16 protein-coding genes are annotated in these 21,945 nt (G+C 64.2%); 8 read left to right on the forward strand and 8 right to left on the reverse strand.

The annotated features are described in order from the left end of the window. Positions 1–27 precede the first annotated feature (27 nt). The 8 genes from ACIGJE_RS30085 to ACIGJE_RS30120 all read right to left on the reverse strand — a co-directional run bounded on the left by ACIGJE_RS30085 (position 28) and on the right by ACIGJE_RS30120 (position 8,950). The gene (locus ACIGJE_RS30085; protein ID WP_483680428.1) at positions 28–1,038 is read right to left on the reverse strand and encodes an ABC transporter substrate-binding protein; all 1,011 of its coding nucleotides are present in this window, start codon (positions 1,036–1,038) and stop codon (positions 28–30) included. 179 nt (positions 1,039–1,217) lie between these two features. Further along, positions 1,218–2,252: an NADP-dependent oxidoreductase gene (locus ACIGJE_RS30090; protein ID WP_483680430.1), complete on the reverse strand. Its 1,035-nt coding sequence runs from the start codon at positions 2,250–2,252 to the stop codon at positions 1,218–1,220. Positions 2,253–2,576: 324 nt separating this feature from the next. Beyond that, positions 2,577–3,014 carry a D-erythrulose-4-phosphate isomerase gene (gene derI, locus ACIGJE_RS30095; protein WP_149249587.1) on the reverse strand — a complete coding sequence of 146 codons (438 nt, stop codon included), beginning with the start codon at positions 3,012–3,014 and terminating at the stop codon, positions 2,577–2,579. Between the two features lie 45 nt (positions 3,015–3,059). Further along, on the reverse strand, positions 3,060–3,827 hold the full coding sequence (locus ACIGJE_RS30100) for a triose-phosphate isomerase (RefSeq protein WP_483680432.1): 768 nt from the start codon (positions 3,825–3,827) through the stop codon (positions 3,060–3,062). A gap of 64 nt (positions 3,828–3,891) precedes the next feature. Next, positions 3,892–4,881 (reverse strand): sugar-binding transcriptional regulator, encoded by a 990-nt coding sequence (locus tag ACIGJE_RS30105; protein WP_367626062.1) that lies wholly within the window; start codon positions 4,879–4,881, stop codon positions 3,892–3,894. Then, positions 4,874–5,806, reverse strand: coding sequence for a sugar phosphate isomerase/epimerase family protein (locus tag ACIGJE_RS30110; RefSeq protein WP_415085169.1), 933 nt, complete (start codon positions 5,804–5,806; stop codon positions 4,874–4,876). The genes ACIGJE_RS30105 and ACIGJE_RS30110 overlap by 8 nt, the downstream gene beginning before the upstream one ends. A gap of 7 nt (positions 5,807–5,813) precedes the next feature. Beyond that, complete coding sequence (locus ACIGJE_RS30115; protein ID WP_311936379.1) at positions 5,814–7,352, reverse strand: glycerol-3-phosphate dehydrogenase; 1,539 nt, start codon at positions 7,350–7,352, stop codon at positions 5,814–5,816. Next, a complete protein-coding gene (locus ACIGJE_RS30120; protein ID WP_483680434.1) occupies positions 7,349–8,950 on the reverse strand; it encodes an FGGY family carbohydrate kinase in 1,602 nt (533 codons plus the stop codon). Before ACIGJE_RS30120 ends, ACIGJE_RS30115 begins: the two co-directional genes overlap by 4 nt. Before the next feature lie 726 nt (positions 8,951–9,676). Between ACIGJE_RS30120 and ACIGJE_RS30125 the strand changes: the two genes are divergently transcribed. The 8 genes from ACIGJE_RS30125 to ACIGJE_RS30160 all read left to right on the forward strand — a co-directional run bounded on the left by ACIGJE_RS30125 (position 9,677) and on the right by ACIGJE_RS30160 (position 21,883). Then, positions 9,677–10,333, forward strand: a complete 657-nt coding sequence (locus ACIGJE_RS30125) for a DUF2291 family protein (RefSeq protein WP_149249581.1) — start codon at positions 9,677–9,679, stop codon at positions 10,331–10,333. Further along, a complete protein-coding gene (locus tag ACIGJE_RS30130) occupies positions 10,330–11,874 on the forward strand; it encodes a sugar ABC transporter ATP-binding protein (RefSeq protein ID WP_483680436.1) in 1,545 nt (514 codons plus the stop codon). Before ACIGJE_RS30125 ends, ACIGJE_RS30130 begins: the two co-directional genes overlap by 4 nt. Positions 11,875–12,002: 128 nt before the next feature. Continuing rightward, entirely contained in the window at positions 12,003–13,046 is a 1,044-nt protein-coding gene (locus ACIGJE_RS30135) for an ABC transporter permease (RefSeq protein ID WP_394313527.1), read from the forward strand. Positions 13,047–13,152: 106 nt separating this feature from the next. After that, positions 13,153–14,100: a D-ribose ABC transporter substrate-binding protein gene (locus ACIGJE_RS30140; protein WP_068281436.1), complete on the forward strand. Its 948-nt coding sequence runs from the start codon at positions 13,153–13,155 to the stop codon at positions 14,098–14,100. A gap of 139 nt (positions 14,101–14,239) precedes the next feature. Beyond that, positions 14,240–15,106, forward strand: coding sequence for a DeoR/GlpR family DNA-binding transcription regulator (locus ACIGJE_RS30145; protein WP_311936393.1), 867 nt, complete (start codon positions 14,240–14,242; stop codon positions 15,104–15,106). A 69-nt stretch (positions 15,107–15,175) separates the two neighbouring features. Beyond that, positions 15,176–16,699, forward strand: a complete 1,524-nt coding sequence (locus ACIGJE_RS30150; protein WP_483680437.1) for an FGGY-family carbohydrate kinase — start codon at positions 15,176–15,178, stop codon at positions 16,697–16,699. Positions 16,700–16,739: 40 nt separating this feature from the next. Beyond that, entirely contained in the window at positions 16,740–18,395 is a 1,656-nt protein-coding gene (locus tag ACIGJE_RS30155) for a glycerol-3-phosphate dehydrogenase/oxidase (RefSeq protein ID WP_415085184.1), read from the forward strand. Between the two features lie 656 nt (positions 18,396–19,051). Then, positions 19,052–21,883 carry an autotransporter outer membrane beta-barrel domain-containing protein gene (locus tag ACIGJE_RS30160; protein WP_415085186.1) on the forward strand — a complete coding sequence of 944 codons (2,832 nt, stop codon included), beginning with the start codon at positions 19,052–19,054 and terminating at the stop codon, positions 21,881–21,883. Positions 21,884–21,945: the final 62 nt, after the last annotated feature.

The following is a 21,945-nucleotide window of genomic DNA, read 5'->3' on the forward strand; positions in this document are numbered from 1 at the left end:
CATCTCAACATTCTTGGAACGAAGCATTCAGCTGCCGCCGGAAATGCGAGGCTCGTCGAAGAAATAGTCCGCCAGGCTCTTCGGCTCGTTCTTGATGGCGCCGACGCGGTGCAGGAACTGGCCGAGCCCCAGCGTGTTGTCGGGAGCGATCTTGAAGCTGACTTCCGGGTTCTTGATGATCTTGAGGAGCAGGTTGCGGTCTGTCTTGGCGCCGGCCACCTCCAGGTAGATATCGGCCGCCGCCTCGGGATTGTCGCGGATGAACCTAGCGGCCTCGTCGAGACCGTCGAGGAAGGCCCTGTAGGTCTTGGGACTTTCCTCGACGAATTTCTCCGTGGCGTAGAGCACCGTCGAGGAGGCCGGACCGCCCTGCACGTCATAGGATTTCAGCACGACATGCGCCTTGGGATTGTCGGCCAGTTCCTGTTCCTGGAAGGGCGGGTTGCCGAAATGGGCGGTGATCTCGGTGCCACCCTTGATCACCGCCGCCGCGGCTTCCGGATGCGGCAGCGCGACCGAGATCTTGTCCAGCCTGTCATAATCGGCATCGCCCCATTGCTTGGCTGAGGCCCATTGCAGGATGCGCGACTGCACCGAGACGCCGACGGCCGGCAGCGCGATGCGGTCCTTGTCGGTGAAGTCGGCGATCGTCTTCACATTGGCGTTGTTGGTAACGAGGTAATAGGGAAAATTGCCCAGCGAGGCGACGCCCTTGACGTTCTGCTTGCCATGGGTGCGATCCCACAAGGTGAAGAGCGGTCCGACCCCTGCCCCCGCAATGTCGATGCTGCCCGACAGCAGCGCATCGTTCACCGCCGCGCCGCCCGAGAGCTTGACAAATTCAACCTCGATGTCGACGCCTGCCGCCTTGCCGTGCTTTTCGAACAGTTTCTGGGCCTGCGCGACATTGAGCGTAAGATAGACGACGCCGAATTGCTGGGCGATGCGCAGTTTGCCCTCTTCTGCCTCTGCCGCCGAGGCAAACAGCAATCCCGCACCGGCCAGCAGCCCGATCATCGCCCGCATATGACGCCTCATGAAACACCCGTTCGTCGCTGGAAATTCCTCCAAATATAGAAAGTCTATTGAATTAGTCAATTTTATGCTGCGAGCGAGCCTTTTCGGAGCGCGCGGACGTCTCGTCCGCTCTTGGAAACGTTGCGTCCGGTTGGCGGGAAGAAGCGGACGGGACGTCCGCGCACCCGGAAAAGGCGCTGCTATTCGGGAGCGACACGCACGACGAGCTTGCCGAAATTGCGGCCCTCGAGCAGGCCGATGAAGGCTTGCGGCGCCTTGTCCAGACCGTCCACGAAATCCTCCTTGTAGCGGAGGCGCCCCGAGGCGATCCATTCTGCTGCCTCGCGATAGAAGGCGGGGCGCTGGTCGGCGAATTCGCGCTGGATGAAACCGCGGATGAGAAGGCTCTTGCTCAGGACATCCCGCATCATCGAGGGCAAGCGATCGGGACCAGGAAAGGCATCCGGGCCGGCATTATACTGCGCGATCAAGCCACAGACGGGGATACGCGCAAAATCGTTGAGCAGCGGAAACACCGCATCCCATACGCGGCCGCCGACATTCTCGAAATAGATGTCGATCCCCTTGGGGCAGGCAGCGGCGAGCTGGGCGGCGAAATCGGGAGCATGGTGATCGACCACGGCGTCGAAGCCGAGCTCATCGCGCACGAAGGCGCATTTGTCGGCACCACCCGCAATCCCGACGGCCCGGGCGCCCTTGATCCGGGCAATCTGGCCGACGACCGAGCCGACAGCACCAGATGCCGCAGCAACGACGACGGTCTCGCCGGGCTTGGGCTGGCCGATGGTCAGCAACCCGGCGTACGCCGTGAAGCCGGGCATGCCGAGCACCCCGAGCGCCGTACTCAACGGCGCCGCCTTGGGGTCGAGCTTGCGCAACCCCACGCCATCGGACAGCGCGAAGCTCTGCCAGCCGGAATGGGAGAGCACTATATCGCCCTCCCGGTAATCGGGATGGCGCGAACGTATCACGCGGGCGACGGTACCTCCCTCCATGACATCCCCGATCGCCACGGGCTTGGCATAGGATTTGGCGGCGCTCATGCGGCCGCGCATATAGGGATCGAGCGAGAGATAGAGGATCTGCAGGAGGAGCTTCCCGTCCGAAGGCTCGCCGACCGGCACGTCCTCAAACCTGAAATCGTCCGGGGAAGGCGCACCGACGGGCCGGGAGGCAAGCACTATTCGCCGATTGATGAGGGTTGACGTCGTCATGCTCGAGCCGGCCTCCGTTCTGTGTGTTTCAAGAACGCCCGTTTTCCGGCTACCGAATGTCAGGCGCCGGCAACAGGACGCCAGTTGCATTTAAGCGCGCTTGCGGAAATGTCATCGCCGGTCCCGCTCATATTTTCGTGCGATGGAGCACCGGCCCGGATGACGGATCACCCAAGCCGCGAGCCGACGCCAGGATGACGACCAGCGGGAGACGGCCCCTGTGTCCCGCGCATCATCTCTCCTTCGGCTGCCTGCTTCCCATCCTTTTTGATGCATTTCAGACGGAAGCCCAGGAGGCTTCCGTCTCTCACCGCAGATCGTCGATCACTTTCGGGCGTCGAGCTGGTCGATAGCCTGCACGTTCCCGGCCGAAGGGCCCTCAGGATCGAAATTCGACGACAGCCAGGTATCGACGATGGCCTTGGCGAGTTCCGGACCGACGACGCGCGCGCCCATGGTGATGATCTGGGCGTTGTTCGACTTGGCTGCGCGTTCCGCCGAATAGGTGTCATGGGTGAGAGCCGCCCGGATGCCCGGCACCTTGTTGGCGGAGATGCACACGCCGATGCCGGTGCCGCAGAACAGGATGGCGCGGTCATGCTTGTGATCGACGACGTCCTGCCCGACCTTTGCGGCAAGGTCGGCGTAATAGCCCGACTGGCTGAGATCGGTGACCTCCAGGTCCGGGCGATTGGCCAGATGCGCAGCGATGACGTCGAGCAGGGGCTTGCCCGCGCTGTCGGCTCCAAGTGCGATTTTCATGACGGTCTTCCTTCCTTGTATAAGTGAGATCGGTTGCACTAGGGGCTATGCCGACAGGGCCCGGGCCGTGCGTTCGAGGATGTCGAGATAGCCTTCGGCCTGCCAGGCGGAGCGCCCGATGAAGAGCCCGTCGATATGGGGCTGGCCGATGAGGTCGGCGGCATTGGCCGGATTGACACTGCCGCCATAGAGAACCGCAGGAGATGTCCCGAGCCGGTTCGCCGCCACTTTCTTGATCAGGGCCTGCTGGCGATCGGCATAGTCAGCGCTGGCTGGAATGCCGTTTTCGCCGATGGCCCAGACCGGTTCATAGGCGAAGATGATCTCGACAGCAGGCTTGCCGTCGCCAAGCTGCGCGAGCGCGCCCTCGACTTGGGTTGCGAGCACCTCTTCGGCCCTGCCGCTCTCGCGCTCAGCCAGAGTCTCGCCGACGCAGACCAGCGGTATCAGGCCGTGCTTGATGGCTGCCGCCGTCTTCAGGCCGACGGCGCGATCCGTCTCGCCGAAATGCTCCCGCCGCTCGCTATGGCCGAGCTCGACCAGGTCGAGGCCGCAATCCCGCAGCATCGGCGGCGAAACTTCGCCGGTCCAGGCTCCCGCATCGGCCCAATGCATGTTCTGCGCACCGACCTTCACGCGCGTCCCGGCGAGCGCCTTTTTGACCTCGCGCACCAGGGTGAAGGGCGGGATGACGAAGGGCTGCAGGCGGTCATCGACCGAAGCCAGTGCCTGAGCCAAGGCTTTCGCGAAAGCCAGACCCTCTTCCAGGGTCTTGTTCATCTTCCAGCTGGTGCCGACCCAGTGACGTGTCATTTTCCAAGTATCTCCGTGCCGACCACGACCGGCCGACTTGCAAATCGGTACGTTTCAGACAGACCTAGCCGAGCAGCGCCCGTGCCGTGGCCTCGTCGGTGATCAGTCCTCGCAGGCGACCGCTGAGCAGTACGGCCCGGATCGCCTCGAGCTTGTGCGCCCCGCCCGCAATGCCGACGATGTGGTCATCGGCCCGTCCGTTCAGGGCCACGCCCAGGGTCCGCGCGGTCAGCGGGTTTTCGAGCACCCGCCCCTGTGCGTCGAAGAAGTAGCCGAGCATTTCGCCCACGCCGCCCTCGGCCTTGATGTCCCGGATCTCCTGCGGGTGCATCATGCCGGACGAAACGAGCTGGGCGTCGGCATCGACCGAGCCGATGCCCACCACCTTCAGCTCCGCGCCATTGGCCATGGCGAGCACCTCGCTGATGCCGCGCTGGGCGAGCAGGACCGCCTTGTCCTCAGCGGAGTTGGCGAAGAACGGCACCGGCATCACATAGGCCTGCGCACCGGTCTTCTCCGCGATGGAGTGCATGACGTCATGCGGGTTGACGGCATAATTGCGGGTAAGCACGCCGAGCAGCGAGACGAAACGCATTTGGCCGGCCGCGATGCGGGACATATGCGCGACGGCCGATGTCAGGGTCCGCCCATGGCTGAGGCCGATGGTGCGATGGTCGCCGCGTTCGATCTCGCGCCGCAGGAACCCCGCCCCGGCCTGGCCGAGCGCGCGCAGCGGGATGCCCTCCTCGCCGAGATCGGGCGCGACTTCGCAATGATCGAGATGGAAGCGCCGGCAGAGTTCCGCTTCCAGCTCGACGCATTCGACGATGTCGCCGTCGATGGAAACCTTGACCACCCCGCTCGCCACCGCCCGCGCAATGAGGCGATGGGTCTTCACCGAGGGCAGGCCGAGCCGCTTGGCCACCGCCGCCTGGGTGAGGCCGCCAACATAATGCAGCCAGGCGGCGCGGCAGGCGAGGGATTCCTCCAGCTCGTTCTCGGTGACGGCGCGTCCGGTCCCGCCTCCCCGCCCCGTTCCCTTTGCGTCAGACATGAAGATCCTCCGCGCCTGTCTCGATGAAGGGCGCCCAGAAGGCGATGCTCTCGGCAATCTGGGGAATGACCTGGCGATCGTTGGGCTCGCGTTCCTTGAAGCTCAGCTCCAGGCAGATCTCGTTGTCGTCGGCACCACCCTCGGCCAGGGCGGTCAGCAACGGTTCGGGCTGGATCCGGCCCCTGGCATTGAACTCGGCCGTGAAGGGCCGATGCCCTCCCTTGTCCATCAGGCTCTGCTTGATGTGGATGATCGGGGACACCTTCGGTACGGCCCGCGCCCAGGCATAGGGGTCGTAGTCGTCGGGGTTGGACGAGGTGACGTCGCCATGATCGATATCGGCCATCATCCACATCGGCACGGCCATGTCGGCGGCCGTCAGCCGCCGCTGCAGCGACAGGCAGGCCTCGATGGTTTCGCCGAATTCGCGGCCGATGCTCATCGGCTCCCAGAAGACGGAGGTCAGGCCGGCGGTCTTGGCGTGCTCGGCGACCTCGGCCCAGCAGTCGATGGCGATCCGGATCAGTTCCTCACGCCTGATGGCATCGTCGTAATCGGCAAAGGTGAAGATGGCGAATTGCGTGCCGACCGACGTGCCGCCGAGATCGCCGATGATGTCGGCGAAGGTCTTGAACCAATCGACATAATAGCGCCGCACATCCGGATCGGGATGTCCAAAATGATTGAGCCGGCCATAGGGCCCGGTCATGCCGCTAGTCACACGCACACCGGTGCGGGCCAGGGCGCCGCTCATCTGGCGGACCAGGCGCCGTATGGTGGGCGCCGGCCAGCTCGGATTGATGAATTCATGGGTGAGCTGCAGGTCGCGCAGCCTGAGATCACCAGCCACCGTGTCGATCAGATCGTTGGGATCGGCGAAGCGGTTGACCAGCGGATTGGTATTGAGGGACAGCGTCAGAGGCATCGGACCCTCAGGCGGAAGCGTTGGAATAGGAAGTCGGCGCCGCTGCGCCCAGGGCAGCGATCTCGCGCTCGAACCAGGCGGTGAAGGCCGCCTTTTCAGGTTCGCTCAGATGGAGATAGTGCTTGGTCCGGCGCACCAGGACGTCCTCGGCGCTGCGGGCCCATTCATGGCCGGCGAGATAACGCGCCTCGGCCTCGAAGAGGCAGCCGCCGAAATGGCGGCCGAGATCGGCGACACTGCGGGCCGGGCCGACGACCTGAGGCGTGCGCGCGCCATAGGCACGACCATAGTGCTGGAGCAGCCGGTTCGACATCCAGGGATAGGCCGTGCGCAGGCTCTCGACGAAGCTGACATAGTCGGCATTCTCGATCTCGCCGCCAGGCAACTTGGCTTCACGCGTCCAGTCGCCGCCCATTTTGGGGAAGAACTTACCGAGCCTGTGCAGCGCACGCTCGGAGAGTTCGCGAAAGGTGGTGATCTTGCCGCCGAAGACGTTGAGCAGCGGCACCCCGCCGGTCTCGTCGAGATCGAAGACGTAATCGCGCGTGACGGCGGACGGATTGCCCTTGCCGTCGTCGAAGAGCGGCCGGACCCCCGAGAAAGCGTGCAGCACGTCCTGCTGCCGCAGCTTCTGCTTGAAGTAGCGGTTCACCGCCGTGATCAGGTAGTCGATTTCCTTCTCGTCGGCAGCGACATCCTCGGCAGGCCCCTGATAGGCGATATCGGTGGTGCCGATCAGCGCCATGTCCCCTTCATAGGGATTGATGAAGATCACGCGCTTGTCGTGGTTCTGCACCAGATAGGCCTGCTGCCCCTCCCAGAATTTCGGCACGATGATGTGGCTGCCCTTGACCAGGCGCACATTGCGCGTGGAGTTGGAGCCAGCCTGTGCGATGACGTCGGAGACCCAGGGTCCTGCCGCATTGGCGATGCATCGGGCCCGGTGCGTGCGGGTTTCGCCTGTCACCGTATCGCGGGTGGTGACGGTCCAGCCCCCCTCCTCCCGCCGCGCTGAAATCGCCGCCGTGCGAGTGAGGATCGTGGCGCCCTTTTCCGCGGCGCCGAGCGCGTTGAGCGCGACGAGACGCGCATCATCCACCCAGCAGTCCGAATATTCGAAGCCCTTGGCATATTGGTCGAGGATCGGCGCGCCGACCGGATCGCGCCTGAGATCGAGCACGCGCGTGCCCGGAAGCTTCTTGCGGCCGCCAAGATGGTCGTAGAGGAAGAGGCCGAGGCGCACCAGCCAGGCGGGCCTGTCCTGCGGGCTGTGCGGCAGCACGAAGCGCATCGGCCAGATGATGTGGCAGGCCGAGTTCAGGAGGACCTCGCGTTCGATCAGTGCTTCGCGGACCAGGCGGAACTCGTAATATTCCAGATAGCGCAGGCCGCCATGCACCAGCTTGCCCGAGCGTGAGGAGGTGCCCTGGGCCAGATCGTCCTTTTCCACCAGCGTGACGGACAGGCCGCGGCCTGCCGCATCGCGGGCGATGCCGGCACCGTTGATGCCGCCGCCGATCACCAGAAGGTCGATCATCTCACTCATACTGCAAGGCTCCTTCCCGCTGCCGATGCAGCGCCCACCCCGCCGGCATCGTGCCGGACGGCCGCAAGCGCTTTCCAGGCCGGGGTCAATTCGAGGCGCGTGGCCCTGAAGGCGGGGAACAGTTGGTCGTAAAGGCTCGCCAGGGCCGGATCGGGCGGTTCGGGCGCGCCCAGAAGGGGCGTCACCCACTGGGCGACGCAGGCATCCATGTCCTTGAAGGCGCCAACGGCAACCGCCGCCATCATTGCCGCGCCGGCGGCGCCGGCCTCCTCGCGCGAGGAAACCCGCAGCGGCGCGTTGATCGCAGCGGACAGCACGCCGCGCAAAGCACGCGAGCGCACCGCGCCGCCGGCTAGGCGCAGCTCGGCCGGCAGATCACCCATGGCGGCGTAGCAATCGCGCATGGCCAGGCCGAGCCCCTCGACGACGGCACGCACCAGATCGGCATAGCGATGCCCGGCGGACAGGCCGATGAAGCCGGCCCGCGCCTCGGCATCGACGAAGGGACCGCGTTCCCCGGCATCGGAAATATAGGGATGGTAGATCAGCGATCCCGGGCGGCTGTCGGCCAGCCAGCCATCGATGCGCTTCACCAAATCCTGATGCGTGACCTTCTGGCCCATCTGGGCCAGAATGTCGGTCGCGATCGTCAACACCCAGTCGATGTTGAGCGTGGCCGCCATGTTGGTCTGGACCTGGGTGACGACACCGGGCACCGGCAGGGCGATGACATAGCCGGTGCCTTCAGCATTGAGATGAACGTCCGCCGCCTTCTTGGCCCGCATATGGACGCCGGTCGAGCCGATGGTCGAGCAGGCCGCATCGCCCGAACCACCATAGACACCCGCCCCCAGCGCGGCCATGACCATGTCGACATAGCCCAGGCTCACCGGCGTGCCCGCCAGCAATCCCGTCTGCTCGGCCGCGCGCACCGTGAGGGCATGCGTGATCTGGCTGCCGTCGATGATCTCCGGCAGCAATTTACGCCGATGCGTCAGGCCGAGGGCCTCCACCACCCCATCGTCATAGCGGCGGGTGCGGAAATTGCCGAAGGTGAAGCTGGCTTCCGACGGATCCGTGGCGCGCACGCCCGTCAGGTTCAGATAGAGCCAGTCCTTGCAATGCAACGCCACCTCGGCCCTGTCGAGCAAGGACGAGTCGTGACGGTCCATATGGGCCATTTGCGACCCCTGCTGGCAGGTATTGAGGCCCGTGCCCGTGGCCTCGAAGCGTGCCCGGTTCAGCGGCGAGGCCGCCAGGCCCTGCACTGTGGGCGCCGCCCGCGCATCCAGCCACAGCCAGGCATCGGCCACCGGTGTATTGTCTGCGCCGACCAGCCAGGTACCATCGCCCTGGGCCGTGACGGCGAGCGCAGCGGTGCGCGCCGCGAGGTTTTCGACCTTGCCGGCCAATCCGCGTAGCGCCGCGACACAATCGGCCCAGGTCACCTCCAGTGACTGGGTGGCCGAACCGTCAGGCCCACGTTGGTAGCGATTGGGTACGGACGAGGCCCCGATCTGTCGGCCGCCGAAATCGAAGGCGACGGCCTTGATCACCGAGGTCCCGGCATCCACCCCGATCAGCAGATCAGCGGGCATCGCAACATCCTTTGCGAACTGACGGGTCGACACTTCCGCGCATGAACCATCTCCCAGGCAGGGCCAGGCCTCCCACGTCGCCGACGATTTCCGCCGTGCGCATCGATCTTCGATCACTGTGTTTCATATATCACAAAGATATCATACGTCACGTAATTTATTGCTGAGATAACATATTATTTCATTCGATTGCGCCTGCCTCTAAAAGACGAACGCGCATCCAAAAGCCGGAGCCCCCTCCGGACGCCGCAGCCAAAACGAAGCCGAAAATCGCGAGACTCCTCAATTTCCTGAGCTGATTAAACTAATTTAACTTATTGATTAATATACATAAAAATCATATTTTCCGATATTTTACACACCAACTCTTCGGGCTGACGGCCACGCAGTGGACCGCACTGCCACGCCAGAGGCCGCCCCCGCATCATCGAAGGATGCGCACGGCGAGACTGTTCTTTCCAGGAAACTTTTACACCGGTCCAACGAGTCCTTGTTATAACTCTGTTGACGTTTTATAAAACACAGATATAACATATCTCAATGATCAGCGAGAGAGCCGTTCCGGCTCCGCGAAAGCGGGCCGGATCAGCGGCAGAATGGGAGGAGCCATGCTGCGCATTCGGCGCACCGGGTCCGCGCTTGCGGCACAGACCGGCGCGAGCCTCGGCCGGGCATTCCCTCATCCCCGTTTCCTGGTCGCATGCAGCGAAAATGGTGGGCTTCGTCATGAGCAATAGTCATGGTGCATCCGCGAGGGCACCGGCCGCCGCTGGCTGGCGTCGGCTGATCGTGCCAGCGCTTGCCGTTCTCGTCGCCGCGGGCATCGCCTTCGACACCCGCATCGTGCAGATCGGCTCCAAGGACGATGTGCGCCAGGCGGCCTTTTCGCCCGACAGCTATGGCGCCGAGCATTTCCCGCAGGTCAAGGCGGCCATCGAGCAGCGCGCCGTCGAGGCCAAGACCCTCGCGCCCGAGATTCTCGCCGACAAGGCGGCAGCCGCCACGAAATACGGAACCGCAGCCTCCACCGGTTCCATCATTCCCGTCCGCCTCACCGGCGTCGCCGGCGAGCAGAAGGCGGGCATCTACAAGCTCACGGTGGATGGGCTGCCGGCCTCCATCGGCGTGCGCGTCCAGACCGGCCCTGCCATCAACGGAACCGACCTTCGCGACGCGCCGGGCGATATCGCCTTCGGCCAGTTCAAGAACCAGATCGAGTATCAGAACGCCGGCTCGGCCATCAATCGCGAGATGAAGAAACAGGTACTCACCGGCATCGACACCGCCAACCTCACCGGCAAGACCCTGGAGATCGTCGGTGCCTTCCGGCTGGTGAACCCGGAAAACTGGCTGATCACACCCGTGGCGGTGACGGTGAAATGAGCCAGGCCCCCTCTCCTTTCGGCGCGCAGGCACCCGAGGTCGTGCTGGCCGCCCGCAACGTGGCCAAGTCCTATGGCAATGTCCACGCCCTGAAAGGCGTGAACTTCGACATTCATCGCGGCCAGGTCACGACTTTGTTCGGCGAGAATGGCGCCGGCAAGTCGACCCTGATGAAGATCCTGTCAGGCATTGTGACCCCGACATCGGGCGAGATCCTCCTCGACGGCCAACCCGTGGAGTTCTCCTCGGCGTCGGACGCTCGCGACCGCGGCATCTCGATCATCCACCAGGAACTCTCCCTCGCACCCAATTTGTCGGTGCGGGACAATATCTTCATGGGGCGCGAGATCATGGGCCTCACCGGCGTCGACTTCGCCAAGGAGGAAGAAGAGACGCGCGCCCTGATGGCCGAGCTCGAAGAGGACATCGATCCCCTGACCCCGGTCGGCGAATTGCGGCTCGGCCAGCAGCAGATCGTCGAGATCGCGCGCGCCCTCTCGGTCCGGAGCCGCATCCTGATCATGGACGAGCCGACCTCGGCCCTGTCGGCAACGGAAGTGGCGGTGCTCTTCAAGGTCATCGGCGATCTCACCAGCCGGGGCGTATCGATCGTCTACATCTCGCACCACCTCGAGGAAGCGCTCGAGATCACCAATCACGCCGTCGTCCTGCGCGACGGCACCATGACGGCCTATGCCCCGCGTGCCGAGATCGACCTCAAATGGATCGTGCGCAACATGGTGGGCGAGAACTACGATCTCGGCTCCCCGCCGGTGGGCTACGCGTTCGGCGCCACCGCGCTTTCGGTGCGCGAACTCACGGTGCCGGATCCGGCCGGTGGCGGCTACAACGTGGTCGACAAGCTGTCGCTGGACGTCAAGGCCGGCGAGATCGTTTGCATCTACGGCCTGATGGGCGCTGGCCGGACCGAATTGCTTGAAACCCTGGCCGGGCGCCTCAAGGCCTCGTCCGGCCAGGTCCTCCTGGAAAATGACGAGGTCTCGGGCCTGACGATCGCCCGGCGCATCCAGGCCGGCTTGGCCCTGGTCCCCGAAGACCGGCAGCGCGACGGCTTGGTCCAGACCATGAGCGTGGGCCAGAACCTGTCCCTGGCTTCGATTGCCGACTTCACGCGCGGCCTGTTTACCTCGCTGAGGATCGAGCAGCAGCTGATCGACGACACCATCCGCAAGGTCACGGTCAAGACGGCGGGGGGCGGAGCACCCATCGGCTCGCTGTCCGGCGGCAACCAGCAAAAGGTGGTGATCGGCAAGATGCTGGCCACCAACCCCAAGGTGATCCTGCTCGACGAGCCGAGCCGCGGCATCGACATCGGCGCCAAGGCTGAAGTGTTCCGGCTTCTCGCCGAGGGCGCGCGCCGGGGTCTTGCCGTCGTCTATTCCACTTCCGAAGTCGGCGAATGCCTCTCCGTCGCGCATCGCATCATCGTGATGCGCAAGGGCCGCATCGTCGCCGAATTCGACGCAACCGCAAGCAAGGACGAGATCATGGCCGCCTCCGGCGAAGCCGTCGTCCACTGATCCCCCCGGAGCAAAGCGCATTCGGATGAAACGCACCTTTGCTCTAACTCTTTGTTTCGACACGACCTTGCGACCCCTGCCGATGCCGGCAGATCGCAGAACGCTCTAGGCTTTTAGGAGGCCTGCCCATGTCGCAAACCGCTGCAAGTACGAGCGCCAAGGGGCAAGGATCGAGGCCCGGCCTCGGCCGGCTGCTGCTCGAGGGACGCGCCTTCTTCGCCCTGATCCTCATCGTCGCGGTCTTTTCATTCCTGTCGCCGAACTATTTCACGCTCGGCAATTTCCTGACGATGGCCTCGCATGTCGCCATCTACGGCATCCTGGCGCTCGGCATGCTGCTGGTGATCCTCAACGGCGGAATCGATCTGTCCGTCGGCTCAGTATTGGCCTTGTCCGGCTGCGTCGCCGGCTTCCTGATGGGCGGCGTGACCCTGCAAGTCGCAGGCGTCATCCTCTACCCGCCGGTCTGGGCCATCGTGATCCTGACCCTGGTGGTCGGCGGGTTGGTGGGAGCGCTGAACGGCGTGCTCATCGCCTGGTTCCGGGTGCCTGCCTTCGTGGCGACGCTGGGCGTGATGTATGTCGCCCGCGGCGTGGCGCTGCTGATGACCAACGGCCTCACCTACAACAATCTCTCCGGCCATGCCGATCTCGGCAATACCGGCTTCGAGTGGCTGGGCTTCAACCGCCTGTTCGGCGTGCCGATCTCGGTGCTGATCCTGGCGGCGCTCGCCATCGTCACCGCGCTGGTGCTCGGTCGCTCCGCTTTCGGCCGCTGGCTTTATGCCTCGGGCGGCAATGCCCGCGCCGCCGAATTGTCGGGCGTGCCGGTCAAGCGCGTGCAGATCACCGTCTATACCGTCTCCGGCATCCTGTCGGCGATCGCCGGGCTCGTGCTGTCCTCGCAGCTGACCTCCGCCGGCCCGACCGCAGGCACGACCTATGAACTCACGGCCATCGCCGCCGTGGTGATCGGCGGCGCCGCCCTCACTGGCGGGCGCGGCACGGTCCAGGGCACGATGCTGGGTGCCTTCGTCATCGGCTTCCTGTCGGACGGGCTGGTGATCATCGGCGTATCCTCCTACTGGCAGACCGTCTTCACCGGCACGGTGATCGTGCTCGCCGTCCTGCTCAACTCGATCCAGTACAAGGCCCGCGGCCGGCAAGGCTAGGAGTCCGCGCAGAAACTTTCCCATTTCGGCAACAACAACAGATCTGCAGTGGGATCGTTGCCGTCTTGCGACGGCAGACAACTTCACCAATCAAGGGAGATGCCCAATGTTCAAAAAAGGCATGCGTTTACTGGTTGCGGCCGTCGCCGTGACCCCGTTGCTGATCGGCTCGGCCTCGGCGGCGGGCCTGATCTCGATCATCGTCACCGATCCGGCCAATCCTTACTGGTTCACCGAGGGCGAGGTCGCCAAGAAGACCGCCGAGCAGCTCGGCTACACCGCCTCGGTCGCCGCCCATAAGGGCGACACCAACACCGAGAGCACGCTGATCGACACCGCCATCACCAACAAGTCCGCTGCCATCATCCTCGATCCGGCCAATGCCGACGGATCGGTCGGCGCGGTCAAGAAGGCCGTCGATGCCGGCATTCCGGTGTTCCTCGTCAATGCCGAGATCAACAAGGAGGGTCTGGCCAAGGCTCAGCTGGTCTCGAACAATGCGCAGGGCGCTGCCGTCGGCGCAGAACAGTGGGTGAATTCGGTCGCCAAGTCGGGCAAATATGTCGAGCTGTTCGGCAACCCCGCCGACAACAACGCCGCCACCCGCTCCAACGGCTATGAAACCGTGCTGACGCAATATCCCGACCTGACCAAGTCGGCCCAGGAAGTCGCCAACTGGGATCGCGCCCAGGGCTACCAGAAGATGCAGTCGATGCTGCAGGCCCATCCCGACATCATCGGCGTGATCTCCGGCAATGACGAGATGGCCCTCGGTGCCGTCGCGGCGCTGAAGGAAGCCGGCAAGCTCAAGCAGGTCAAGGTCGGCGGCTTCGACGGCTCGCCGGACGCGGTTGCCGCGATCAAGGCCGGCGAACTGCAATATACCGTCCTGCAGCCGGTTGCGGTCTTCTCCAAGGAAGCGGTGGTCCAGGCCGATACCTTCATCAAGACCGGCAAGACCGGCGCGGCGACCGAAAAGCAGCTCTTCGACTGCGTCCTGATCACCAAGGACAATGTCGACAAGTATGTCTCGGCCTTTACGCTCGCCAAGTAATGACGAAGCCGGGATGGCTGTTGGCCATCCCGGTTCTCGCAGGGCGTGTCGCGTCCTTCCACAGCAGTGATTGCTGCAGGCAGGCATATTCCCGCGCTTCGGGATATTCTGCCCCGGCACAATCCGGAAACAGACCGACATGACATCGACGAGAGCCACGCAGGACGAAACGCTGGAACAGATCATCGCCGATCAGGTGCCGAGCGACAGCCGCCATGCCCGACAGTTGGCCCGCCGCCAGCTCATCATGCAGGCGGTGATGGCCGAGGGCACCATGCGCATCGAGGAATTGGCGGAACGCTTCGCCATCAGCCTGATGACCGTGCATCGCGATCTCGACGAGTTGATCAATCGCGGCCTGCTGCGCAAGTCTCGGGGCATCGTGTCGGCGACGCCCACCAGCCTGGTCGAATCGAGCGATGTCTACCGTTCCATGCGCCAGGCCGTGGAAAAGCGTGCCATCGCCCAGGTGGCGTCCCAGTTCCTGGAAGCCGGGCAGGCCGTCTTCTTCGACGATTCGACCACCGTGCTGCAGATGGCGCCCCATATCGCGGCCCGCGTCCCGCTGACGGCGATCACCAACTCGATCCCGCTGATGAACGAGTTGAAGGAAATGAACGATGTCACCCTGCTCGGCCTCGGCGGGCGCTACTACAACTGGTGCAACGCCTTCATGGGCCCTGCCACCACGGCCGAGATCCGCCGCCTTCGCGCCGACTGTGTCTTCCTGTCGATGTCCGCCATCACCGACGACATGGTGTTCCACCAGTCCGCCGAGATGGTCGAGACCAAGCGGGCCATGTTCGACAGTGCGGCCAAGCGGATCCTGCTTGCCGATCACACCAAGTTCCAGCGTCGTGCCCTGCATGCGATGGGCAATCTCAGCGAGTTCGATGCCATCATCGTCGATGACGGCATGGCCCCGCTCCAGGTCGAATTGTTGCGCTCGCGCGGCATCAACATCGTGATCGCGCCGCTCAAGCAGCGCTCATCCCATCCTGCGTGACGATATCCGGCATTTCGTCCGGCGGTCTCGCATCATCTGCAACAACCCTTCGCGACGGAGTGCCTGCCAATGCCGACCCTCATCGGAATCGATAATGGGCTGACGGTGACCAAGGCAGCCGTCTTCGATGAAAAAGGCACGCTGCTCGCGGTTGCCCGCCGGCGCATTCCCCAGATCATCCCCCATCCCCACCATGTCGAACGCGACATGGTGGGCCTCTGGCAGGCGACGGCCGAGGCCATTGCCGAAGCGCTCGAAAAAGCCGGGCGTCCCGCGAGCGATGTCGCGGCGGTTGCCGCGACCGCCCATGGTGACGGCCTCTATCTTCTCGACGCGGAGCGCCGACCACTCGGCAACGGTATCCTCTCGCTCGACAGCCGCGCTGCCTCGGTCGTGGCCGAGTGGGATAGGGACGGCACCGCCGCCACCGCCCTCGCCCGCACCGGCCAGGTCGCGCATGCCTCGGCTCCCTCGGCGCTGCTGGCCTGGATCAAACGCCACGAGCCCGAGCGCTTCGCCAGGATCGCCCATGTCCTGGCCTGCAAGGACTGGCTGCGCTTTTGCCTGACCGGAACGCTCGGCACGGATCTCACCGAGGCCAGCACCTCATTCACATCCGTGCAAAGCCAGGTCTTTGAGCCGGACATCCTTTCGATCTTCGGCCTCGATGGCCTTGCCGGTGCCCTGCCTGCGGTTACCCGGCCGGACGAGATCATCGGCACGGTTTCGCAGGCCGCAGCCGCGGCGACCGGCCTGAGGGCCGGCACCCCGGTGGTGGCCGGCGTGCACGACGTCGTCGCCTCCGCCCTCGGCATCGGCGGCCATCGCGAGGGCACCGTCGCGATCGTCGCGGGGACCTATTCGATCAACGAGACGATCGCCAGCACGCCGAAGACCGATGCACGCTGGTTCTGCCGCAACGGCATCAAGCCGGGCGAATGGAACCATATGAGCATATCGCCGGCCTCCGCCGCCAATTACGACTGGTTCCTGGATACGCTCTGCGCGATCGAACGGCGCAGCGCCGATGAGACGAACGGCTCCATCCATACCGCCATCGGGGCCGAAATCGAGGCCGCGCTTGCCCGGCCTTCCACGGTGCTCTTTCACCCCTATCTCTACGGTTCACCGCATGGCGCGACCGCCAGCGCCGGCTTTCTCGGCCTGCGCGGCTGGCATGATCGCGGCGACATGCTGCGTGCCGTGATCGAAGGCATCGCCTTCAACCATCGTGTGCATGTCGATGCCCTGCGCGAAGGCTTTTCCCCGCGGGCCATCAGCCTGACGGGCGGCATTTCGAGAAATCCCCTTTACGCCCAGATCTTCGCCGACGCGCTCGGCCTGCCCGTCACCGTGAACGAAACGGAGGAGGCAGCCGCCTGGGGCGCCGCGTTATGCGCTGGCGCCGCTGCCGGCCTCTATGCGTCGCCAACGGACGATCCGCGCGATCTCGCAGCGCTCGCCCGGCATTACCAGCCGGATCCCACGCGCAGCCAGCAGTTGCAGGAGCGCTACGCGCTGCATTGCGACATCGCCACGCAACTTGCGCCCCTGTGGCCGCGCATCGAAGCCCTCGCCTCGCAAGCGGCCTAGCGCGGCGGATCTCGCGCCGCACGACCTTTCGGTATTTGACATGACCAAAGACATTGACGTTCTCATCCTCGGCGCCGGCATCAACGGCGCGGGCCTGTTTCGCGATCTCTGCGAGCAGGGCCTGACCTGCCTGATCGCCGACAAGGCTGATTTCGGCTCCGGCACCAGCGCCGCGCCGTCCCGGCTGATCCATGGCGGCATCAAATATCTGGAAACGGGGGAATTGCGCCTCGTCGCCCAGTCGACGCTGGAGCGCAACCTCCTGCTGCGCAATGCGCCGCATCTGGTCGAGCCCCTGTCCACCGTGATCCCGATCTTCTCCTGGCTGCAGGGCATCCCGGCGGCGTTGCGCACATTGTTCGGTTCGACCACGGCGCCGCGCAACCGTGGCGCCGTGCTCATCAAGATCGGCTTGGCGCTCTATGATTTCTATGGCGCCCGCCATCGCGTCATGCCCAAACATGCCCTGTGGTCCCGGGGCCGCGCGCTCACCGAAATCGCACCGATGACGCCGAAGATCGTCGCCGCGGGCACCTATTACGACGCCAAGGTCACCTGTGCGGAACGGCTGGTGCTGGAACTGCTGCAGGACGGCATAGCGGCCAGCTCGGGCTCCGAGGCCCTGAATTATACGAGCCTGGTGTCGGCCGAGAACGGCGTCATAGGCCTGCGCGGACCAGACGCCACGGAGCGGGCCGTTCGCCCGCGAATCGTCGTCAATGCGGCCGGCCCCTGGATCGATCACGTCAACCAGGCCCTCGGCTCGCCCACCAAGCTGATCGGCGGCACCAAGGGCTCGCACATCCTGCTCGACCATCCCGAGCTGCTCGCGGCGCTCAAGGGACGGATGATCTATTTCGAGGCCAATGACGGACGCATCTGCCTGGTCTACGACTATCTCGGCCGGGCCCTGGTCGGCTCGACCGACATCCGGGCCGACGATCCCGACACGGTTCGTTGCGACGACGAGGAGATCGATTATTTCCTCAAGAGCCTGCGCGATCTCCTGCCCGGCCTGGCCTTTTCGCGTGATCAGATCGTCTACGCCTATTCCGGCATCCGCCCCCTGCCCGCCTCCGGCAATACGGCTGCCGGGCTGATCAGCCGCGATCATTCGGCTCCCGTGCTGGAACCCGCCAAGGACCGTCCCTACCCGATCATCTCGCTGGTCGGCGGCAAGTGGACGACATTCCGCGGCTTTGCCGAGGAGGTCTGCGATCTCGTCCTGGGACGCCTCGGCCAGGCGCGCAGGCGCGGCACGCGGGACCTCGCCATCGGCGGCGGACGCGGCTATCCGGGCGAACCGGCCAGCCATGCCCGTTGGATCGATCAGACGGCAAAGGCAACCGGTGCGTCCGCCGAACGCGTCGCCGAGTTGCTCGGGCGTTATGGCACGACGGCGCGGGCCATCCTTGCCCATGAGGGACCGCAGGCAGCCCGATTGGCCGATGCGGACGACTATTCCTGGGGCGAAATCGACTGGCTGACGCGCCATGAAAAGGTCGTGACACTCGAGGACATCGTGATGCGGCGCAGTACCCTGGCCATCACCGGCCGCCTCAGCAGCCGTGACCTCGCGACGATTGCCGACATCGCGGCCCAGGCCCTTGGATGGAACGAAGAGCAACGCAACGAACAGCTGGCAAAAACGCGGGAGATACTCGCGGCGCGCCATCGCATTCGGTTCGAAAAATAGCCCGCTTCCGTCGAGGGACTACCGGGGTCGTCCTCCCTAGAGCAAAGCGCGTTCAGGCGTGAACGCTTTTTTACTCTAACTCTCTGATTCGACGCGTCTTTGCGATTCTTGGTGATTCAACCAAATCGCAAAACGCTTTAGCTCCCTTTTGCCCTCGACCTGATCCGGACGGCGAAGCGCACTCTATCCGAGGGTGGCGCCGGCAACCGCGCTCTCACCGCGCGGCCGGAACCGTTGCGGCTGCCTTCAGGGATCGGCAAGACCGGACGTTCCACACTTGCATCGATCCGTAGCGACGGTGGCAGGCCCTGCTTCTCGCAACAGAACATGGCTAGAGATATACCGATCTCAACAAAAACTTCTACGCTCGGCAAACGATTCGTAGACGCCCCTCAATTGTATCAATTCAATATCCGCATATTGCTCATAATCGGTGATTCCAGGAGAATTAATTCTTTCATATCAACTTAATATATAAAACTAACACACTTGAAAGTATCATCAAAACAAGAAAACTTTGACTCATATTCTAAAGAATAATGAGATATAACTCATATTCCAAACGTTCGGTGCGCCTGCGTCAAAGGCACCCGGCAGGCCCCGTCAGGCGGTTGCGCAGACCTGAACTGACACGGCAACGTGGAAGGAGGAATCCCATGACGTCGTCGATCGGAAACGCTTGCGTTCGCTCCCACCTGACCAGGCGCTCGCTTCTGAGTTTCCTGTTGGCATCGAGCGCCGTCATGCTGTGCCAGTCCGCCTATGCCCAGGTAACGGCCAGCGGCGGACAGACGGTGCGCATCACGCCTGCCCAGGCAACCTGCAAGAACGAGATCTGCTTTCACGCCATCGACAAGGGCTCGTTGCTCTACAGCAATGCCGACACACCCATCGACGTCACGGTACCGCCTGCCTCGAATGGCGACGACTACGACATCGGCATCTTTGCCGAGGATGGGGCGACCATCAATCTGAAGGGCGGAGGAACCGTTCGCGTCGGCGGGAGCTCGACGGGGCTGCAAGCCAATTGGGGAGACGTAGCGGGGGCCACGATCTATGCAACCGATCTGAACCTTGACGTCGCAGACGTTGCCAGGGGTGCGATAGCCTCCCGGAGCAGCCGCATGACGTTCAGCAGCCAAACCACCCTGGTGGGCCACGGTGCCTGGTCGGATGGCCTTTCTGCGCAGTTCGACAGCACCATCACTGTGAATGGCCCGATCAATGCCAGTGGTGCCTGGCTCTACGTCGCCAACAGCAGCGATGGCAGCCGGGTCGATTTGAAAGGCGGCGGAACCATTTCACTGACGGGAGCAGGCCAAGGCGTTTTTTCGGCGGTCGCCGACGGAGTTTTGACGGCGACCGGCATGAAGATCCATGCCGATACCAACCAGAGCAGCGGCACCTCCTTGCTGAGCGGCGGCAGTGTCAGCACCATCAGGGTCTCCAACAGCGAGCTGGATGGCGCCAATTCAGGGGGAGCGATCTGGGGCATCCACGTCTCGAACGCCGTGACGGAAAACGCGACCTTCGTCCTGGACAACAGCCAGCTTACGATGAACTCGGCCGGCGCGGCCATCTATGCCGATGGCGGAAGAGCCTCGGTGCGTCTGACCGGCTCGGACGTCACGGCCTTCAAAGGCAGCGGCGGCCTGCTCGCCGATGTCGGAACGGGTCGGATCTTCCATCTGCCCAGCGCGCTCAGCCTTACCGCAATCGATTCCACGCTCTCCGGAGACATGGCGGTGGACGCACCTGCCGCGGATGGAGCAAACACCCTGTCGGCCAGCCTGCGCGGCACCACGACATGGACCGGCAATCTCACTGTGAATGGCGCCTCGCGGGGCAATGTAACCTTGGCCGATTCTGCCCATTGGACAGGCTCGGCCACCAACGCCAGCACAGTCGTGCTGAGTTCCGCCACGGCCCGTTGGGCGATCCCCGGGGGCGGCAATTCCAGCGTCACCGGCACGGTGAAGAATGCCGGCAAGATCGCCTTCCAGGCCGGTGGCCCGACCACGCTGACGGTACGCAACTTCGTCAATGAAGGCGGCACCATCCAGGTGAACATCAACGCCGCCGGGCAGAACGATTTCATTCACGCCACCGGCACCGCCACCCTCAATGGCGGCACGGTTTCCGTCATCCCTGCCACGGGCGACTACACGATCGGCCAGACCTACAAGATCCTCACCGCCAATGGCGGCATCACCGGCCAGTTCGCCAAGGTGGTCGACAACGCCCCGTTCGTCGATCTCGGCCTGTCCCAGAATGCCAACAACGTCTATCTGAAGGTCACGCGCAACGACACCTCCTTCGCCTCGGTCGCCAGCAGCGAGAGCCAGCGCGCCGTGGCCGACAGCGTGGAGACGCTGGCGAACGGCAGCACGCTCTATCAGGCCGTCGCCAAGGCGCCGGACGTCGCCAGCGCCCGCCAGGCCTTCTCGACCCTGTCCGGCGACATCCATGCCTCGGCCCGCAGCGTGCTGGTCCAGGATAGCGGCCTCATCCGCGATGCCGTGCTGAACCGGCTCTACACCGCTGATCTCGGTGCCATCGCACCTGCGGCTATGCTCTCGGGCCCGATCGCCTATGCCGAGAATGTGCCGGCGACCACGCCGGCGCCGTTCGGCTCAGCCACCCCGGTGGCCCTGTCCGGCTTCTGGGCCCAGGGCTTCGGATCCTGGGGCCATCTCGGCGGCGGCGGTCGCGACGCCCGGGTCGATCACGATACCGGCGGCTTCCTCATCGGCTTCGATACCCTCGTCCAGGGTTCGTTCCTGCAGGACTGGCGCCTGGGCGCCTTTGCCGGCTACAGCCATTCCAGCTTCGACGTCGATGCGCGCGCCGCCTCGGGTACGGCCGACAATTATCACGTCGGCCTCTATGCCGGCCGGCAGTGGAACGCCCTCGCCCTGCGGTTGGGCGCAAGCTACACTTGGCACGACATCGACAGCGACCGTACCGTGGCGCTGCCGGGTTTCGCCGACAGGCTCAGCACCAGCTACGACGCCGGCACGGCCCAGCTCTTCGGTGAGCTCGGCTATCGCATCGATACCCAGGCCTTCCGCTTCGAGCCCTTCGTCAACGCCGCCTATCTCAACCTGCACACCGATGGCTTCCGGGAGACAGGCGGCGATGCGGCTCTGAGCGGCCGAGGCGATACCAGCAATCTGGGCTTCACCACCCTGGGGCTGCGTGCGGCCACCAGCTTCGATCTCGTCGAAGGCATGAGCACCACCCTCCAGGCCACCCTGGGCTGGCGGCACGCCTTCGGCGATGTCAGGCCGACGACCGCGCTCGCCTTGGCCAATGGCTCCGTCTTCAACGCCAGCGGCACGCCGATCGCCCGCGACGCCCTGGTGGTCGACACGGGCATCAGCGTGGCTCTGTCCCACGCGGTCAGCCTCGGCGTGTCCTACAGCGGACAATTCGGCGAGAAGGCCGTCGACCAGAGCGTCAGGGGCAATTTCGTCTGGAGATTCTGACCACGGAAGAAACGGGGCGCGTTGCTGGACATCGCGCCAAGCATTTGTCTTCTGGATGCAAG

Source organism: Labrys sp. E2SS-1L (assembly GCF_057073705.1).

Coding starts and splice junctions, on each gene's coding strand:
- ACIGJE_RS30145 (WP_311936393.1), top strand. CDS start 14,240: ATGACATCGACGAGAGCCACGCAGGACGAAACGCTGGAACAGATCATC.
- ACIGJE_RS30160 (WP_415085186.1), top strand. CDS start 19,052: ATGACGTCGTCGATCGGAAACGCTTGCGTTCGCTCCCACCTGACCAGG.
- ACIGJE_RS30155 (WP_415085184.1), top strand. CDS start 16,740: ATGACCAAAGACATTGACGTTCTCATCCTCGGCGCCGGCATCAACGGC.
- ACIGJE_RS30120 (WP_483680434.1), bottom strand. CDS start 8,950: ATGCCCGCTGATCTGCTGATCGGGGTGGATGCCGGGACCTCGGTGATC.
- ACIGJE_RS30085 (WP_483680428.1), bottom strand. CDS start 1,038: ATGAGGCGTCATATGCGGGCGATGATCGGGCTGCTGGCCGGTGCGGGA.
- ACIGJE_RS30150 (WP_483680437.1), top strand. CDS start 15,176: ATGCCGACCCTCATCGGAATCGATAATGGGCTGACGGTGACCAAGGCA.
- derI (WP_149249587.1), bottom strand. CDS start 3,014: ATGAAAATCGCACTTGGAGCCGACAGCGCGGGCAAGCCCCTGCTCGAC.
- ACIGJE_RS30090 (WP_483680430.1), bottom strand. CDS start 2,252: ATGACGACGTCAACCCTCATCAATCGGCGAATAGTGCTTGCCTCCCGG.
- ACIGJE_RS30135 (WP_394313527.1), top strand. CDS start 12,003: ATGTCGCAAACCGCTGCAAGTACGAGCGCCAAGGGGCAAGGATCGAGG.
- ACIGJE_RS30125 (WP_149249581.1), top strand. CDS start 9,677: ATGAGCAATAGTCATGGTGCATCCGCGAGGGCACCGGCCGCCGCTGGC.
- ACIGJE_RS30100 (WP_483680432.1), bottom strand. CDS start 3,827: ATGACACGTCACTGGGTCGGCACCAGCTGGAAGATGAACAAGACCCTG.
- ACIGJE_RS30130 (WP_483680436.1), top strand. CDS start 10,330: ATGAGCCAGGCCCCCTCTCCTTTCGGCGCGCAGGCACCCGAGGTCGTG.
- ACIGJE_RS30140 (WP_068281436.1), top strand. CDS start 13,153: ATGTTCAAAAAAGGCATGCGTTTACTGGTTGCGGCCGTCGCCGTGACC.
- ACIGJE_RS30105 (WP_367626062.1), bottom strand. CDS start 4,881: ATGTCTGACGCAAAGGGAACGGGGCGGGGAGGCGGGACCGGACGCGCC.
- ACIGJE_RS30115 (WP_311936379.1), bottom strand. CDS start 7,352: ATGAGTGAGATGATCGACCTTCTGGTGATCGGCGGCGGCATCAACGGT.
- ACIGJE_RS30110 (WP_415085169.1), bottom strand. CDS start 5,806: ATGCCTCTGACGCTGTCCCTCAATACCAATCCGCTGGTCAACCGCTTC.